General features: G+C 35.0%; 17 protein-coding genes. All 17 read left to right on the top strand.

Annotated elements, in window-relative coordinates; translation table 11 throughout:
* The first annotated feature begins 5 nt into the window (after nucleotides 1–5).
* The 17 genes from Q0G26_RS03885 (at nucleotide 6) to Q0G26_RS03805 (ending at nucleotide 17444) form a co-directional block, all read left to right on the top strand.
* Nucleotides 6–1103, top strand: coding sequence for a glycosyltransferase family 4 protein (locus Q0G26_RS03885; RefSeq protein WP_293828768.1), 1098 nt, complete (start codon nucleotides 6–8; stop codon nucleotides 1101–1103).
* Nucleotides 1100–1660, top strand: coding sequence for an acyltransferase (locus tag Q0G26_RS03880; RefSeq protein ID WP_293828766.1), 561 nt, complete (start codon nucleotides 1100–1102; stop codon nucleotides 1658–1660). Before Q0G26_RS03885 ends, Q0G26_RS03880 begins: the two co-directional genes overlap by 4 nt.
* Nucleotides 1661–1752: 92 nt before the next feature.
* Nucleotides 1753–2883, top strand: a complete 1131-nt coding sequence (locus Q0G26_RS03875) for a glycosyltransferase (RefSeq protein WP_293828764.1) — start codon at nucleotides 1753–1755, stop codon at nucleotides 2881–2883.
* A gap of 77 nt (nucleotides 2884–2960) precedes the next feature.
* Nucleotides 2961–3527, top strand: a complete 567-nt coding sequence (locus Q0G26_RS03870) for an acyltransferase (protein ID WP_293828763.1) — start codon at nucleotides 2961–2963, stop codon at nucleotides 3525–3527.
* Between the two features lie 7 nt (nucleotides 3528–3534).
* Complete coding sequence (locus Q0G26_RS03865) at nucleotides 3535–4824, top strand: glycosyltransferase (RefSeq protein ID WP_293828760.1); 1290 nt, start codon at nucleotides 3535–3537, stop codon at nucleotides 4822–4824.
* A 58-nt stretch (nucleotides 4825–4882) separates the two neighbouring features.
* The gene (locus Q0G26_RS03860; protein WP_293828758.1) at nucleotides 4883–5944 is read left to right on the top strand and encodes an EpsG family protein; all 1062 of its coding nucleotides are present in this window, start codon (nucleotides 4883–4885) and stop codon (nucleotides 5942–5944) included.
* Between the two features lie 18 nt (nucleotides 5945–5962).
* Complete coding sequence (locus Q0G26_RS03855) at nucleotides 5963–7120, top strand: hypothetical protein (RefSeq protein ID WP_293828756.1); 1158 nt, start codon at nucleotides 5963–5965, stop codon at nucleotides 7118–7120.
* Nucleotides 7104–8447 carry a hypothetical protein gene (locus Q0G26_RS03850; protein ID WP_293828754.1) on the top strand — a complete coding sequence of 448 codons (1344 nt, stop codon included), beginning with the start codon at nucleotides 7104–7106 and terminating at the stop codon, nucleotides 8445–8447. Before Q0G26_RS03855 ends, Q0G26_RS03850 begins: the two co-directional genes overlap by 17 nt.
* A 201-nt stretch (nucleotides 8448–8648) precedes the next feature.
* Nucleotides 8649–9485 (top strand): hypothetical protein, encoded by an 837-nt coding sequence (locus Q0G26_RS03845; protein ID WP_293828752.1) that lies wholly within the window; start codon nucleotides 8649–8651, stop codon nucleotides 9483–9485.
* A gap of 2 nt (nucleotides 9486–9487) precedes the next feature.
* On the top strand, nucleotides 9488–9733 hold the full coding sequence (locus tag Q0G26_RS03840; protein WP_293828750.1) for a hypothetical protein: 246 nt from the start codon (nucleotides 9488–9490) through the stop codon (nucleotides 9731–9733).
* Between the two features lie 276 nt (nucleotides 9734–10009).
* A complete protein-coding gene (locus tag Q0G26_RS03835; protein ID WP_293828748.1) occupies nucleotides 10010–10459 on the top strand; it encodes a hypothetical protein in 450 nt (149 codons plus the stop codon).
* 85 nt (nucleotides 10460–10544) lie between these two features.
* Nucleotides 10545–11348 (top strand): hypothetical protein, encoded by an 804-nt coding sequence (locus Q0G26_RS03830; protein ID WP_293828746.1) that lies wholly within the window; start codon nucleotides 10545–10547, stop codon nucleotides 11346–11348.
* 197 nt (nucleotides 11349–11545) lie between these two features.
* Nucleotides 11546–12112 carry a hypothetical protein gene (locus tag Q0G26_RS03825; protein ID WP_293828744.1) on the top strand — a complete coding sequence of 189 codons (567 nt, stop codon included), beginning with the start codon at nucleotides 11546–11548 and terminating at the stop codon, nucleotides 12110–12112.
* Nucleotides 12113–12151: 39 nt separating this feature from the next.
* Nucleotides 12152–13198, top strand: a complete 1047-nt coding sequence (locus Q0G26_RS03820; RefSeq protein ID WP_210684289.1) for a polysaccharide biosynthesis protein — start codon at nucleotides 12152–12154, stop codon at nucleotides 13196–13198.
* A 15-nt stretch (nucleotides 13199–13213) separates the two neighbouring features.
* Complete coding sequence (locus tag Q0G26_RS03815) at nucleotides 13214–14428, top strand: capsular polysaccharide biosynthesis protein CapF (protein ID WP_293828741.1); 1215 nt, start codon at nucleotides 13214–13216, stop codon at nucleotides 14426–14428.
* Nucleotides 14421–15596: a UDP-N-acetylglucosamine 2-epimerase (non-hydrolyzing) gene (gene wecB, locus Q0G26_RS03810; protein WP_293828739.1), complete on the top strand. Its 1176-nt coding sequence runs from the start codon at nucleotides 14421–14423 to the stop codon at nucleotides 15594–15596. Before Q0G26_RS03815 ends, wecB begins: the two co-directional genes overlap by 8 nt.
* Before the next feature lie 426 nt (nucleotides 15597–16022).
* Nucleotides 16023–17444: an N-6 DNA methylase gene (locus Q0G26_RS03805; RefSeq protein WP_293828737.1), complete on the top strand. Its 1422-nt coding sequence runs from the start codon at nucleotides 16023–16025 to the stop codon at nucleotides 17442–17444.
* The last annotated feature ends 142 nt before the right edge of the window (nucleotides 17445–17586 follow it).

The following is a 17586-nucleotide window of genomic DNA, read 5'->3' as shown; positions in this document are numbered from 1 at the left end:
AAATTATGTTTTCCAAAAAAAAGGTTATGTTGATATCACCTAAGGATAATAACTTTTACAATTTTCGAAGTGAGCTTATTTTAAAATTAAAAGAAATGGGTAATGAGATTATCCTTGTGTGTCCCTATGGAAAGAAGATAGATTATTTTACGGCTAAGGGTTGTAGATTTATTGATTTAGAAATTGATCGTAGAGGAAAAAGTATCATAAATGATTTTAATTTAATGCTTTCTTATAGAAAAATCTTTGCGTCAGAAACACCAGATATAGTGTTGACATATACTACAAAACCTTCGGTTTATGGAGGTTTTGTTTGTGGTATTATGAACATCCCCTACATTGTAAATAATGCTGGACTTATGGAAACAAGCGGTTTGTTTGATAAATTTATGAAGTTTTTATATTGGATGGGGTGGCGTAAAGCAAGCTGCATGATGTATCAGAACACTTATGAAAAAGAGATTATAAATAACTTGCTTGCAGGAAAAGTGCATTATCGTGATATTCCTGGTTCTGGTGTTAATTTAAAGCAGTTCGAGTTTAAACCATATCCAGAAAAACGTAAACCTTTGGTTTTTAACTATGTTGCAAGAATAGTTGATATTAAGGGTATTAATGAATTTTTAGCTTGCGCAGAAATTATAAAAAAGCAATATCCAGATACGCGTTTTATTCTTTATGGTGATTATGATGATGATTCATACAGGGCTAAAGTTAAAGCTTTAGAGCAGAAGGGAATTGTTGAATATGGTGGTATAAAATTGGATATGAAGCCATATATTGAGACTGCTCATGCAGTAATTCACCCCAGTTATTATGAAGGTATGACGAATGTTGTTTTAGAACATAGTGCTATGGGTAGACCATGCATCGGTTCTGATATTCCAGGTGTAAGGGATGGTATCGATGATGGGAAGACAGGTTTTTTATTTGAAGTCAAAAATGTTAACTCAATGGTGGCAGCAATTAAGAAATTTATTGAACTTCCTTATGAAGATAAGGTTAAAATGGGCAAAGCTGCTAGAGAAAAGATGGAAAGGGAGTTTGATAGAGAAATAGTTAGCAATATTTACGTGGAAGAGATAGGCAGGATTTTGCAGTGAATGATTTTATGAAAAATTTAATTTCAGTAGCAACAACAGAGATTAGATTTATATTTATGAAACTTAGATATGGTAAGCGCTTTAGTTTTAGCGGGATTCAACGTTTCTCTCCTGCAACTGATGTAAGTATATCTTCTGAGGCAATTATATCATTAGGAAGTAAGGTTCGTGCCCATACTGGTACACGAATCAAAGCAAGAAAGGGAGCTAAGATTAAAATTGGTGATGATGTTTCTTTTAATTATAATTGTTTAGTTGTCGCACATGATGAGATTAATATAGGAAATGGATGCGAAATAGGGCCTGGTGTTTTGTTCTATGATCACGATCATGATTTTCATGGTAAATCGATTAAAGAAAAAGAATTTAGAACATCTCCTATAAATATTGGTGAAAATGTTTGGATTGGTGCTAACTGCATTATTCTTCGAGGAGTAACAATTGGTGATAATTGTGTCATTGGAGCAGGAAGTGTAGTTAAAGGTGTAATACCTCCGGAAACCATTTATATTCAAAAAAGAGTAGTAGAATATCATTCTAGAAAAAATAGTATATAGAGCTGTTTAAATCCTATACTATTGAAATTGCGATGAACCTGAGGCAAATAATTAATTTGAATGTTAGTGCCGTGAAAGGAGTATTATATTTCATGAAAGTCCTTGTTTATGCTGGTAATGGTGGAAGTGGTGGTTTAAGAGGATGTATAAAAGGGTTTTTATCGGCTTGCTATACAAGGCCTTATGATAAGATTTTCCTTCTTTGTACAGAAGGTTTTTTCGAAACTATTAAAGGAAAATTATCTGATAATATAACTGTAATTCGTGAGAATTCCTGCAAAATGGGGCTTAAGGAATGTGTACTTAACAAAGCTTACAGTAAAAAAATAATAGAAATAATAGATGAAATAAATCCTGATATTATCTTCCATATGAGCAATATAATATACAAAGGAACAGAAAAATATATTAATGTTGTAGGTATGCATAACCAATTATTTGTAGATTTAAAGCAATTAAAGAGACAGGGGCTGACAAAAACGACATTATCTTTGTTGCTTCAAAGACATTTTGCTTTACGTTCATATAAAAATGCTGATGCGGTAGTTTTTGAAAGTGGATATTCAAAGCAGCAGGCTATAGATAATGGATTAACTTTTAAAAAAGGTATAGTAGCTAAATATGGAGTTTTAGATAGCGAAAGAATGCATAAATTTATTTCAAAAAACAAGCTAGTTAATGAGATAAACCTATTATATATTTCTACTATATTTCCTTACAAGAATCATATAGAATTGCTAAAAGGACTGAAGCTATTAAAAGAGCAAGGCTATAGATTTAAGCTACATCTGGTAGGTAATGGACCTCAATATTATGAAGAAAAATTAAAAAGCGCTATTCTAAGTTTAGGTTTGAAAAAAGAGATAGTTTTATATTCATGGGTTAGTCATGAATATATTAAAAATATGATAGATAAGTCAGATATATTTATTTATGCTAGTTCTATAGAAACATCTGGCTTTGGGGTAATGGAGGCAATGGTTCGAGGTGCCACCATCTTGTGTAATAATGAGTCTTGTATGCCTGAGATTTTAGGTGAAGGAGGACTTTTATTTAATGTTCATGATTCTAAGAATACTGCTGATATGTTAAAAGCTTTAATTGATAGTCCAGAATTAAGAGAAGCACTTGGCAGGAGAGCTTTTGAAATTAGTAAAGAGTATACATGGGAGAAGCAGTGTGGAATATTATTTGATGAATTTATAAAGCTAACTGCTAGTTAAGAAGATTTAAATAATAAAAGGAGAACATAATTATTATATAAAGAAAGGATAAAAGAGCATTTGCTTGGTAACTATTCATGAATGGGCGTAGACTATTTTATTATTTTGGGTTTCTAACGAATATATTTTCTCTTATAATGAAAATATTTCCTTTAAAAATCCGTATATATTTGTTCTCTGGCGAGAGATATTCTCAAGGCTATTATGGCTTAGCTATAAGATATATTCTATTGAAAAGCATAGCGAAAAAAATTGGCAGAAATGTTGCAATTGAAGAAGGTTGTTTTATATTAAATCCCCAAAATCTAGTGGTGGGAGATAATGTGAGTATTAATCAAATGTGTTATATAGAATGTTATGGCGGAGTAGAGATAGGCAGTGATGTTTCCATTGCTCATGGTACTACAATAATGTCAGTGACTCATAATTATGATAGACATGATGAACCAATAAAATATCAAGGAACTACACCTTTGAAGGTAATAATTAAAGACAATATTTGGATAGGTGCTAAATGTACAATTCTTGGAGGTGTTTTAATAGATAGTGGTGCTATTGTGGGCGCTAATGCTTTAGTCAACAAATATGTATCACCTAATACAATTGTGGGAGGAGTACCTGCTAAATTTCTCAAAAACAGGTAAGAACAAGATGATGAAAATATTGGCGATTACAAGAGCAAGTTGGGATAATAGTAATAATGTAGGTAATACTTTATCTAACATTTTTTCAAAATTTAATAATAGTACATTTTATAATCTATACTTGAGGAATGATATTCCGAAAGAATCTATATGTGATAATTTTTATCAAATTACAGAAAATCAAATTCTACATTCTATTTTCACTAAAGGAACCTGTGGTGGAAAAATAAGAAAAGCAAATACCAATGGAAAAAATAATTTGGAAGAACTTGAACAGCATATGAATTCGTTAGTTCATCAATTACCTTTTTACTTTCCTTGGTTTGTAAGAGAATTTATTTGGGGAATAGATAATTGGAAGAATGAAGAACTAAGAAGATTTTTAGCTGATGCTTCACCAGACATTATATTTATGCCGGTATTTCCTTGTTGGTATACGTGTAAGGTGCTTGAGTTTGTGCATTCTGTTTTACCTAATGCGAAAATAGTCTTGTTTCATGCAGATGATGATTATTCATATAAACATATAAACTTTTCACCTTTATTTTGGCTTTACAGGTATATTCAAAGAAAGTGGATACGCAAGATAACGGCAATTGCTAGTTTAAATTATTGTATATCGGAGCAACAAGTTGAAGAATATAGTAGAAGCCTCAATTGTGAATGTAAATTATTGCAAAAGGGTGTAGATATAACTAAAATTCCTGAAAATAGCGTCCATAATCTTAAAGATATTATCGAATTTGTGTATACCGGAAATTTAATTTGTGGTCGCTGGAAAACTTTAGCAAAATTAGGTGACGTTATAAGGAAATTAAACAAAGAAAAAATTGTGGCTAGATTGAGTATTTATAGTGCCTCTTTGCTTACAAATAAGATGAAAAAGAGCTTTAATTTTGATGAATTAGTAGTGTGGAAAGGGAGAATTCCAGCATCAGAGGTGTATGCAGTTCAAAATGAAGCAGATGTCTTAGTACATGCTGAATCCTTAAATTATATAGAAGCTTTAGAAGTAAGGTTATCTTTTTCTACTAAAATCATAGATTATCTTGCAATGAATAAATGTATAATGGCATTAGGATGTGCTGGTATAGCGTCTATCGAATATTTTAAGAAGTATGATAACGCAATAGTTGCTACAAATGCGGAAGAAATAGAAAACAGAATAAGAGATATTCTAAAAGACAAAAATATTTTAAAGGTATATGCGGAAAAATCTAGGAGAAGCGCTATTAAGCTGCATGATGATAGGACAATAAAAGAAAATTTTGCCGAAGACATTAAGAATCTATCGTAAATGAAACCCAAATATTCAGCTAAACCACTAGTTATAAAATAGTAAAACGGAGGATTTTATGATTTATGCAAGTATTTCGTTGTTTTTGGTTATGTTTTTCTCATCGTTTTATGGGAAAATTAAACAGGGAAATTTTATTCCTATATGGGGGAGCGCATTTATTTTAATAATATTTGCTGGATTGAGAAGCATATCATTTGGTTCAGATCTATATTCGTATATGAATGAGTACTTATATTATGTTCCTCAGGTTGCTTATACTGATATTTTTAACCTCTATATGCAGGGAGCAACTAAAGATGGTTTTTTCTATATGTTGATGAAGGCTTTTACAGATTTCAATATATCATTCCAGTTTTTTTTGATGTTTGTAACAGCAAGTTATATTATTTCTACAACATATTTTGTGGAAAAAAAAGCGAAAGCAATTATCATAAGCTTTATGATGTTTGTAGCATTGCCATGGTTACAGTTTGCTTTTACTGGACTAAGGCAGACTGTGGCAATGTCTATATGCTTAATTGCACTAACGCAATTGTTAGGGAATTCAAAGATCTATAAACCAGTTAGCTTAATTTGCATAGCAGGATTATTTCACTCTTCTGCTTGGGTGTTTTTACTTGCACCAATAATTTATTTGTTTAAATTAAAAATCGGAAGAGTGAGGTTTATTCAGCTTACTGTATTATCAATTTTATTGTCTATATTGGGCGAAACATTTTTTAGAGGGATGATAAATGTATTATCATGGAATAAATCTTTAGCAAATTATGCAACAACAGATGTTTCATTGAATTGGTCTGGATTTATTATTCAGATGATGTTTGCCATTGTATCTTACTATTTCTATGATGCTTTGATTGAAAAAGATAAAGACTATGGATTTTTATATTCTTTAATGGCTATAGGTGTAGCAATGCAAGCTTTATCTTCCGTTATAGCAGAAATGTTTCGTGTTAGCATGTATTTTAGCATTGTTTCAATTTGTATATATCCTGCAGCAATATTGTCTATTAAGCGAAAGCGGTATAGAATTTTAGCTTATTATTTAAGTATATTGCTTTTGTTGGCGTATTTCTTTGAGGCAAATAGATTTGGCACGTATATTCCAATAATATAATGAGAGGGGACTTCTGAAATGGCAATTTATTATATTACATTTGGAACTTATAAAGGCTTAGAGAGTTTTAATCTTGAATCCAGTCCTGCTGCTTTACAAAAAAGTAATTATGTTATTGAAAAACTTGCTGATGCTGACTTTGAATTCGAGGTAATAACTTTATCAGAAACAGGAAGTCATGAATTTACAATTAAGCATTCACAAACTGTAAAATGCTATGAAAATGGCTCCTATACTGTTTGGACAACTTTTGGAAAACCATATAGGCTTTTTCCTACTTTGCATAAGTATTTCAGATTACACCAATTAAAAAAATTTCTTGATACGCTATGTTCAGCTGATGTTGTAGTAGTATACCATTCTTTATACATTTCTAAGTTAATAGTCGATATGAAGCAGAAAAAAGGCTTTAAACTTATATTGGAATTAGAAGAAATATACCAAGACGTAGTAGAATGTAGTGAAAGTTTAGCTTTATGTGAAAAAAGAGTTATTGATATAGCTGATGGTTTTATATTGGCTGTCAAAAATCTTTTGCATGAAATACCGCAAAATAGACCTTATATTGTTATTAACGGAACATACAAGACAGAAGTAGATAAATCAGTTTCCTTTAATGATAACAAAATTCATTGTATATATGCAGGAACGTTTGATACAACAAAAGGTGGAGCTGCTGCTGCTGCTGCTACTGCTGAATTTTTGCCTTCAAATTATCATATACATATTTTAGGATTTGGAACAGAAAAGCAAAAAAAAGAACTATTAGCATTGATAGATAGAGTTCAAAAAAAAGCTAAGTGTACGCTAACTTATGATGGATTGAAGTCGGGAGAAGAGTATATAACCTTTTTACAAAAGTGTCATATAGGCTTATGTACGCAGATTCCTGATGCGAAATATGTAGAAACATCATTTCCATCGAAAATACTGGTTTATTTAGCGAATGGGTTGAGAGTTTTGTCTGCTCGCATTCCAGCAGTAGAAAAATCTGATGTGGGGTCTTTAATTAATTACTATAACAAGCAATCTCCTCAAGAAATTGCAAATGCAATTATGAAAATAGATATCAATGATAATTTTAATCCGCGTGAGCATTTGAAAAAATTAGATGTGAATTGCGGTAAAGCTCTAAAAGATTTGATTAATGTGGTGCAGAATGAGAATAATAGATAAATTAAAGAAAAAAGATAATACTAGTATTGTCATTAGAAATACGTTGATTTCAGTAGTTGTGAAAGGTGGTTCCTTATTTATTGCGCTTTTTACTACTCCGGCGTATATGCATTTTTTTGATAATAATGAAATACTTGGAGTATGGTTTACTTTACTTTCGGTTCTGGCTTGGATCCTGAACTGCGATATGGGAATTGGAAATGGGCTAAGAAACAATTTGGTTTATGCTATTAATGACAAAGACTGGGATAAAGCAAAAAAATATATTTCTTCGTCATATATTTTCTTGACCATAGTCGGATCTCTTATTTTCTTAATGGTAAGATTTGCTGGTGATTTTGTAAGCTGGAACCGAGTATTTAATATTTCTACTAATGTTATATCATCAGAAATTATGGCAGATGCAGTGCAAATTTTGTTAGCATCTATAATTTTGCAATTTATATTACGTTTAGTTACTTCCGTTTTATATGCATTACAAGAAGCTTTTGTACCTGGCTTAATGAATCTGCTTACAAATTCAATTATGCTTATCTACGTAGTAATCAGTAATATTCTAGGCAATAATAATAATATCACTAATTTAGCTATTGTTTATTTGCTTGCAGTTAATTTGCCGTTAGTGATAGCAACAGTTTTTGTGTTTGTTAAGAAAATCCCTAAGGCAGCACCATCTATTTCTTGCTTCAAAATGAGCTATGCAATTGAGATACTGAAAATTGGAGCAGCATTTTTATGGCTTCAGCTAATAGCGATGATTATAGATAACACCAATAGTTATTTAATTGCTGTTTTTGTCAATAATTCCGCAGTTGTTGAATATCAGATATATAGTAAAATATTCAATTTGCCAATGACTGCTGTGATGCTCTTAACAACCTCTCTTTGGTCAACTATAACAAAAGCTAAAGCAGAGGATGACTGGATTTGGATTAAAAATTGCTATAAAAAAAGCATGAAATTGATAATAGTGATTGCCTTTATGGAGTTTATTGCTATTTGTCCATTACAGTTATTTTTTGATTTATGGCTTGGTGAAAAATCTATTACTGTAAATTATATTTATGCTGCTGTTTTTTCAGTATCAGGAATTGTTATGAGTTTACGAACAGTTTTAGCTAGTTATTCAAATGGTCTTTGTGAGTTAAGAATTCAATCGATCTATATGACTCTTGGGGCCGTTATGTATATTCCTTTAGCATATTTACTTTCATACATGGTTAACAGTTATATAGCTATTGTAGTAGCAAATATTATTTCAATGATGCCTTATTGCATTGCACAGATGATTTGGTGTAATAAAAAATTTATAAGTTTAGCTCATTGAGAACCAATCATATATTACTGTTTGATATGGATTTTTTGTATTTGCATGTTTGAGTCTTCAGCACTTAGAATTTTTTTCTTTTCATTAAAAACAACGAGAGATATTCTTTTCCCTACATATAATGATAAAAGTGTTACGCTTACAGATGGAGTTAAGCTAAACTTAAAAACATAAATTTATTTTTTCTAAAAGGGTGATTAAATGGACAAATGGCTTGAAGAGTTCGGAATATATGATTTTCTAGGAGTTATTTGTCCTGGAATTTTCGCTATAGGTATCTTTTACATTTTCGATCATATAAATAACAGTCTAAACTGCTTTAACGAGATAATAAGGCATGTTGGTGTAACACCAAATGCTACAAATCTACAATACTTCTTTTATATTTATATCATAGTTGTAATTTATATATTTGGTAGTTTTATTCATGAAGTAGGACATATTTTCTCTGAAATTTACTCTACCGGATTTAGAGGAATCTTGAATGTTATTGACAGCGCTATTGAGGAGCAGCTTCCTAAATGTTTTGGTGATGGTAATTCTGAAGCAGAGAATACATTTTTATTATATGATATGTCAAACAGCAATCAAAAAGAGCGTGAAACTTGGTTTGAATTAATGAATACTACGAAATGCGGAGATAAGTATCCTTACAAATTAGATTTTGATTTTAAAACAATAGTTGCTGGAGATATCTATGACGTTAAGTTAAAATCAGCAGCTTTTTACCAACACTGCAAGAGATATGTTTCTTATAAAGGCTATGGACGTACCAGTAAGAAGAAAGATGCGATATATGGCTTGAGTAGAAACATAAGCTGGATGTTTTTAGCTCTGTTAGTTACTCTTGTAGTATTTTGTAATATGGGAAAATTTGATACTACTTATGAACAATATTATGTGCAATGCGGATTGTATAGCATTTTCGCTTTTATATTTGGATGTAAATTTGTAAGATATAAAAATATGGAAGTGATAGATGTGATAAGGACTTATCAGTGCTTAGTTGAAAATAAAGAAGACAAGGTGGATTTATAACAATGAAAAAGAAATTTTTGGTTACGATTGAAGATGAAAATAGTTCAGTAGAGGAGAATAAGTTTGGTATTGGTTTTTGGTATTATGTGGGTGCAATATTTGTGTTTATCCTAGCTAATTCATTAAGTTGTTGGCTTCTGTTTGGCAATTATCCAGAAAGATTTTCTGAGATAGTAAAATTCTTATTAGGAGTAGATACTTTGACATTGATATTAGCAAAAATGCTAGTAAAGTATGTTAAAAAATAAAAATATTAAACAGTACCATTTGTCAAGGATATTTTGAATTAGTGTAGTGCCTATTTTTTAGACACCTACACAAAAGAAGATACCTTATTTCAGGATATGCCTTTAATATGCTATCAATAAAGTAGTATAATGGTTACAGGGAATTAGACCAGAGTGCAAGCTCTCCCGCTTTTTTTAGGGAAATTCCCTTGCTAATATTAGGGAATTCTGATGCTTTTTTGAGGTACTTTTAGTGTATCATATACAGGTGCTTTGATGCACGAGCTTAATAAGTAATTGGAGAAAAACGATTGCAATAACTATTATGCTGATATTGAATTCAATAGGGTAATAAAAAAGGCTACCAATAAAGTTAAACGGTTACCTGATGAAAAACGTACTCCTAAGCATATTTTTACTGATATTATTGTGCATAATCGTAGCGAGGAAAATCCTGATAATTTGCTAGCTATTGAAATGAAAAAGAGTACAGCTAGGGGTGACGCAAAAGAAAGAGATAAAAATAGACTAAGTTTGCTCACAAGCCTATACCCTTATAAATATAAATTGGGAGTATATTACAAGATTAATCATGATGAAAGTCAGATTTTGGTTGAGTTTTATCAAACAAGAAGAAAAAAGAGTACTGATTCAAGAATTATAGAATATAAAATTACAGAGGAGCGAGGGTTAGAATTTATTCGTGAGAGGTTATTTGATAGCGATGAATATAATATACCCATATAAGCTAGATAGCAATTATTCACAAGCATGTTTAATATTTTATAGTTTGTAGTGCGCTTTGAGTACTTGTATAGTGAGGTGGAATACAATGGTAGAAAAATTTATTGAAAAGTTTATTGAAAAATTGCCTCAAATATTGCCTACATTAGTTGGGTTGGTTGCTCTTTTAGTCTATTATTTACAAGAAGGTCAAAAGAGAAAAGAAGCTGCTTCTTTAATAGTATTACAAATAAATGAATTAACAGAAAGAATAAGAGAGATTTCAGGATATATAACTGAAGGTGGGATTGATTCAGTGTCTTTTTATGAATCGGTACCTATTTTGGAAACCAATTATTGGAATAAATATAAGCATTATTTTGTTAATAGCATGGATGGCAATAGCTTTACAGCTATTAATCAATTTTATAGTTATGCTTTAGAAATACAAGAACAACAAATGTTTGCTAAAGAGTTACAGAAAAAAAGTCTTTTATTAGTACAACAAGCTATAAATAATTTAGAGTTTGAGTTTATAAAAAATGGAATTAACAGTAATTATGGAAAGATTGATCTAAATAGTTTGCTGTCATCACTTGCTAAATCTATGCCAGCAGGCATGAGTGAGGAAGATAAAAACAATTTACTTAATTTGAGTAAATTGGTATTAGATCAAAATCCAGGATTCGATATAAATCAATTTTGGAATGTATTTGATAAACAAAAGGTTCGCATTAACTTAATATTTAATAGCAGAGGGAATATAATTACAAATTACTCACCGATACAAGTAGCCGTTAGTTTAAAGAAAATTTTTGTAAAAATTTCGTTACTTCCGATTATAGGATGTAATGGATATACAAGTTTAGAAAAAATAGCCAATAGCACGGCATGGCTATTGTATAAGAGATGAGATACTTATATACTTTTGTATATAGCAAGCGTTAAACCAATCACTGAGAGATACATACAAGTGCATACTTTAATTATAATTTAATTAAAATTTTGTTGCATCAAAGTGTCTGGTTTACTAAACGATATTAAAAGCGAGAGACAAAATTAACTTTGCGAAACAGAGTGCAAATTTTGCATTTGATGAGGTGAGATTTATTGGCATCCAAACTTCTTATAGTAGGCGCCGGCGGCTTTGGCCGCGTGACGCTGGAGCACGCCAGCAGGCAGTTTGACTGCGCCTTTGTCGACGATGGCCAGGCAGTTGGTGCAGTAGTCGATGGCGTGGAGGTAGTAGGCGGCAGCAGCGATTTGCAGCGCCTGCATGACGAGGCCGGCTTTGACCAGCTTATAGTGACCATTGGCAACAACAAGCTGCACGAGGAGCTTTACCGCAAGGCCAAAGCACTTGGCTACAGCTTTCCCAACATTATCTGCAGCAGCGTTTACATCAGTCCGCATGCCCAAATAGGCTGTGGCTGCGTGCTTTTAAACAACGTCGTAGTACAAAATGGCGGGCGCGTTGGTGATGGCGTGCTGCTGAACCCCGGTGTAGAGGTACACAATGACGCCTTTGTAGATGATTATGCGCTGATTTACACCAACTCCGTAGTACGCGCGCTGGCACATGTAGGCAAGCGAGTACGTATAGGCAGCAATGTAAGCATCAGCAACAACGTAAACGTAGCAGATGACAGCGATATTCCCAATGGGACAACGCTGTGAGTATAAAAGAGAAAAGATAAAAACTAGGAGGGTTCATACATGACCGCATTTTCTGGAGCAACATTGATGATTACTGGTGGCACCGGTTCCTTTGGCAACACGGTGCTGAAACATTTTTTGGAGACCGATATCGGTGAAATCCGCATCTTCTCCCGCGATGAGAAGAAACAGGACGACATGCGTCACAGCCTGCAGGCAACGCATCCCGATACAGCAAAAAAAGTAAAATTTTACGTAGGTGACGTGCGCGACTACCGCAGCATCCGCGATGCTATGCCCGGTGTTGACTACATCTTCCATGCAGCAGCACTCAAGCAGGTACCAAGCTGCGAATTCTTCCCCATGCAGGCCGTAAAAACCAACGTAGAAGGCACCGACAACATGCTGCACGCAGCCATCGAAGCTGGCGTAAAGCGCGTAGTCTGCCTTTCTACTGATAAAGCTGCTTATCCCATCAACGCCATGGGCATTTCCAAGGCCATGATGGAGCACGTAATCTATGCCAATGCCCGCGTAGCTGCTGAACGTGGCGGCACTGTAATCTGCTGTACCCGCTATGGCAACGTAATGTGTAGCCGCGGCAGCGTTATTCCTCTGTTCATTGACCAAATTCATGCAGGCAACCCTATTACCATCACTGATCCTGATATGACACGCTTCCTGATGAACCTTGATGAAGCAGTAGACCTGGTAAAATTTGCCTTTGAACATGCCAACCCCGGCGACCTTTTTATCCAAAAGGCAGATGCATCTACCATTGGCGACCTGGCTAAGGCAGTGCAGGAATTGTTTGGCGACACTGGCACCAACATCATCGGCACACGCCATGGCGAAAAGTTGTATGAAACACTGATGACTCGCGAAGAACGCCTGCGCAGTGAAGATATGGGTAACTACTTCCGCGTAGCAGCAGACAGCCGCGACCTGAACTATGATAAATTCGTAGTCAAGGGACAGGTACACACCATGGCAGATGAATCCTACACCAGCCACAACACTACACGTCTTGATGTTGCAGGTACCGTGAAAAAGATTCTTACTACCGACTACGTACAAGAAGAGCTTAAGGGTATTCGTCATTATTAAGCGGGGGGCAGGCAAATGAAAATACTTGTAACGGGCGCTAAAGGCTTTGTTGGGCAAAACCTTGTAGCCAATCTCAAAAACATCCAGCAGGGCAAAAACCGTACACGTCCTGCACTGCAGATAGATGAAATTTATGAATATGATATTACCTCCACACAGCAGGAGCTGGACAAATACTGCGCACAGGCAGACTTCGTCTTTAACCTGGCTGGCGTAAATCGTCCCAAGGACCAGAGCGAATTCATGCAGGGAAACTTTGGCTTTGCCTCCACGTTGCTGGATACACTCAAAAAGCACGGCAATACCTGCCCGGTAATGCTGGCAAGCTCTATTCAGGCAACACTCATAGGACGCTACGGTGAATCCGACTACGGTAAATCCAAGCTGGCAGGCGAGGAGCTGTTCTTTGCCTATGCCAAGGAAACAGGGGCGCAGGTGCTTGTATACCGCTTCCCCAATCTTTTTGGCAAATGGTGCAGACCAAACTATAATTCCGTAATTGCCACCTTCTGCAACAACATCGCCAACGACCTGCCGATTCAGGTCAACGATCCCAATGTAGAGCTGGAGCTTTTATATATCGACGATTTGGTAGAAGAAATGCTGGACGCACTGGAGGGCAAAGCACATCGCTGCAATTATGACGGCCTCGCAGCGCAGGCAGCAGCAGACGGACGCTACTGCTATGCGCCGACAACGCATAAGGTAACACTTGGCGAGATTGTAGAGCTGCTGGATTTGTTCAAAGCACAGCCGCAAAGCCTTGTTATGCCGGAAATTCCCTACAACAGCTTCGCCAAAAAGCTGTATTCCACCTATCTTTCCTATTTGCCGGCAGAAAAGACCATCTTCGACCTGAAGATGAACAAGGACGAACGCGGCAGCTTTACCGAGCTGCTGAAAACGCTGAACTGTGGTCAGTTTTCCGTCAACATTTCCAAACCGGGGATTACCAAGGGCGAGCACTGGCATAACTCCAAGTGGGAATTCTTCATCGTTGTCGCAGGCCATGGCCTGATTCAGGAGCGCCGCATCGGTTCGGACGAAATCCGCGAATACGAAGTCAGCGGTGACAAGATACAGGCAGTACAAATGCTGCCTGGCTTTACGCACAACATCATCAACCTGTCACAGACAGAAAACCTTGTAACAGTAATGTGGGCCAACGAACAGTTTGATCCGCAGCATCCTGATACCTTTGGCGAGAAAGTAGAGGCAAAGCATGAGTGATTATAGCAAGGTAAGCTTTCAAAACAACGGCAAGCTTAAGCTTTTGATTATCGTAGGCACCAGACCGGAAATCATTCGTCTGGCTGCAGTTATTAAAAAAACACGCAAATATTTTGATGTAATCCTGGCACATACAGGACAAAATTATGATTATACACTGAACGGCGTCTTCTTCCATGATTTGGAGCTGGCAGATCCTGAAGTGTATCTGAACGCCGTAGGCAGCGATTTGGGCGAGACCATGGGCAATATTATCGCTGAATCCTACAAGCTGATGGTAGCAATAAAACCGGACGCAGTGCTTGTTTTGGGCGACACCAACAGCTGCCTTTCTGTTATCGGTGCCAAGCGCCTGCATATCCCCATCTTCCATATGGAAGCAGGCAACCGCTGCAAGGACGAGTGCCTGCCGGAGGAAACAAACCGCCGCATTGTAGATATCATCTCCGATGTTAACATGGCCTATTCTGAGCACGCGCGTCGTTATCTGGCAGATACAGGACTGCCGAAGGAGCGTACCTACGTTACCGGTTCCCCTATGGCTGAGGTGCTGCATATGAATCTGGCGAAGATTGAAGCATCTGATATCCATACACGTCTGGGATTGGAAAAGGGTAAATATATCCTGCTTTCCGCGCACCGTGAGGAAAACATAGATACAGAAAAGAACTTTACTTCGCTGTTCACCGCAATTAACAAAATGGCAGAAAAATATGATATGCCGATTCTGTACTCCTGCCATCCTCGTTCCCGTAACCGTCTGGCAGCCAGCGGCTTCGTACTGGACAAGCGCGTAATTCAGCATGAGCCCTTAGGCTTCCATGATTACAACTGCCTGCAGATGAACGCCTTTGCTGTAGTATCTGATTCCGGTACACTGCCGGAGGAAAGCAGCTTCTTCACCAGTGTGGGACATCCCTTCCCGGCGGTGTGCATCCGTACCTCTACGGAGCGCCCGGAAGCGCTGGACAAAGGTTGCTTTGTGCTCGCAGGCATTGACGAAAAAAGCTTGCTGCAGGCTGTAGATACGGCGGTGCAGATGAACCTTGATGGCGATGACGGACTGCCGGTGCCTGATTATGTAGATGAGAACGTATCTACTAAGGTTGTGAAGATTATCCAAAGCTACACAGGTGTGGTTAATAAGATGGTCTGGAGAAAAGGGTAAGGGGAGCAACTTAGAGTTAAATATCGTGCAATAGAAAAAGCGCTTGCCGGATGGCAAGCGCTAAATAATATGGTTGAGATGTGCGTACATGAACCATCAATATAAAATATATGACGGAAGGTAATAGATAGCAGTAGTCGTTATTGGAGGCTTTTGTCCTAATACTTTAGGAGTTATTCACTCATTGAGCGAAAATAATAAAGGCATATTAGGATTAAATAATACCTATGCTAGTTTGATTGTAAAAGAAATATTGTAGTGATATAATGAAAGTACACACTTTCATGGTTATTAGATGAATTCCGCTTTGTAGAATTTATGGAATATGAGAGTGTCTTGCAGAAATAGTATGGTTGATATATTACGTATATTGTAATATATTGACTATGCAAAATAAAAATCCAACATAGATATACGAGGGATGATATGAATTCAATCATAAACCATGAAAGCAACAAACAAAAATGTCAGAAGTTTACTTCTCAAAATGAAGTAAAAAAAATGCTTGATTTAGCAGATTATAAGGAGAATCTATTCGGGAAAAAAATTCTAGAGTATTCTTTTGGTAATGGAAACATTATCAAGGAAGTTGTAAAAAGATATATAGATGATGCATTTAAAAAGAAAATAACAAACGAGGAAATTTCAAAAGGATTATCTGCAGATATTTATGGTATAGAAATTGATATTGAATTGTATAAAAAATGTGTCGACGATTTAAATTGCTTGATTGAAAAGTATGGAATTCCTTCCGTTAATTGGTCATTATTCTGCCGAGATACCTTAAAATGGGAGACAGAAATAAAGTTTGATTTTGTTATTGGAAATCCACCATATATATCATATCGCTATATAGATAGCAAAAACAGAGATTATATCAAAAGGAATTTTTCTTGTTGTCAAAAGGGAAAATTCGATTATTGTTATGCATTTTTAGAAAAAGGTATTAAGCTACTTTCTAAAAGTGGAAAAATGGTACAATTAGTTCCTAGTAATATTTATAAAAATGTATTTGCTAATGAATTACGAAAAATGTTAGTAAAAGGTATAGAAATTATTTTAGAGTATCCTGACCAGTCTTTGTTTAAAGATACACTTACGACTAGCAGTATATTTTTATTTAAAAATAATTCATCGAAAACGGCAGTAAAATACTTGAATGTTACCCAAAATAAACATTTTGTAATTTCTAAAAAATCTTTAGGTGATAAATGGGAGTTTAAAGCACAAGAAAAAGAGAGTTCTTCTGTCAAAATGATCAGATTTGGTGATAGATACAATGCTTCTAGTTCTGTTGCTACTCTATTAAATGAAGCATTTGTAATAGAAGAATCAGGTAATATTGAATCTGCATGTCTAAGAAGAGGGGCAACGCCTCGCTTGCTAAGAAATCAGAAACATACATATATTATATTTCCTTATTATTTTAGTGAACAAGGAGATTTACAGCATTATGATGAAAACGATTTTAAAAATCGTTTTCCTAATACATATGCGCATTTGTTGAATTATAACAAAGATTTATTAAAACGAAATTCAGATAAAAGTGCTGAATGGTATGAATATGGGCGTTCGCAGGCGTTAAGGAATATAAATCAAGAGAAATTAATAATATCTACAGTTATAACAAATAGAGTGGAAATATACAATTTAGATAGAGATACTGTACCTTATTCTGGGATTTATATTATAGCGAATAATGAAGAGTATCCTTTGAATAAAGCTAAAGAAATTCTTGAAGACAAATCTTTTTTTGAATATATTACAAGTAGAGGTTTAAGTGTAAATGGAAAATCTATAAGGATTACATGCAAAGATATAAACGATTATTACTTCAAGGAGGAATAAGTCCATGGAGCAGCTTAAATATGTAATAGAAGACAAGACGATAGCGTATTTGTTAGGTGAAAATAACTTTACTAATGATGAATCTGCAATATTAGAACTAATCAAAAATGCCTATGACGCAGGTGCGCTTAATGTTCACCTT

It is taken from the genome of uncultured Phascolarctobacterium sp. (assembly GCF_934190775.1).
Classification (GTDB): domain Bacteria; phylum Bacillota; class Negativicutes; order Acidaminococcales; family Acidaminococcaceae; genus Phascolarctobacterium_A.
The sequence above is the reverse complement of the archived record's forward strand: the minus strand, read 5'-3'. Positions and strand labels throughout refer to the sequence as shown.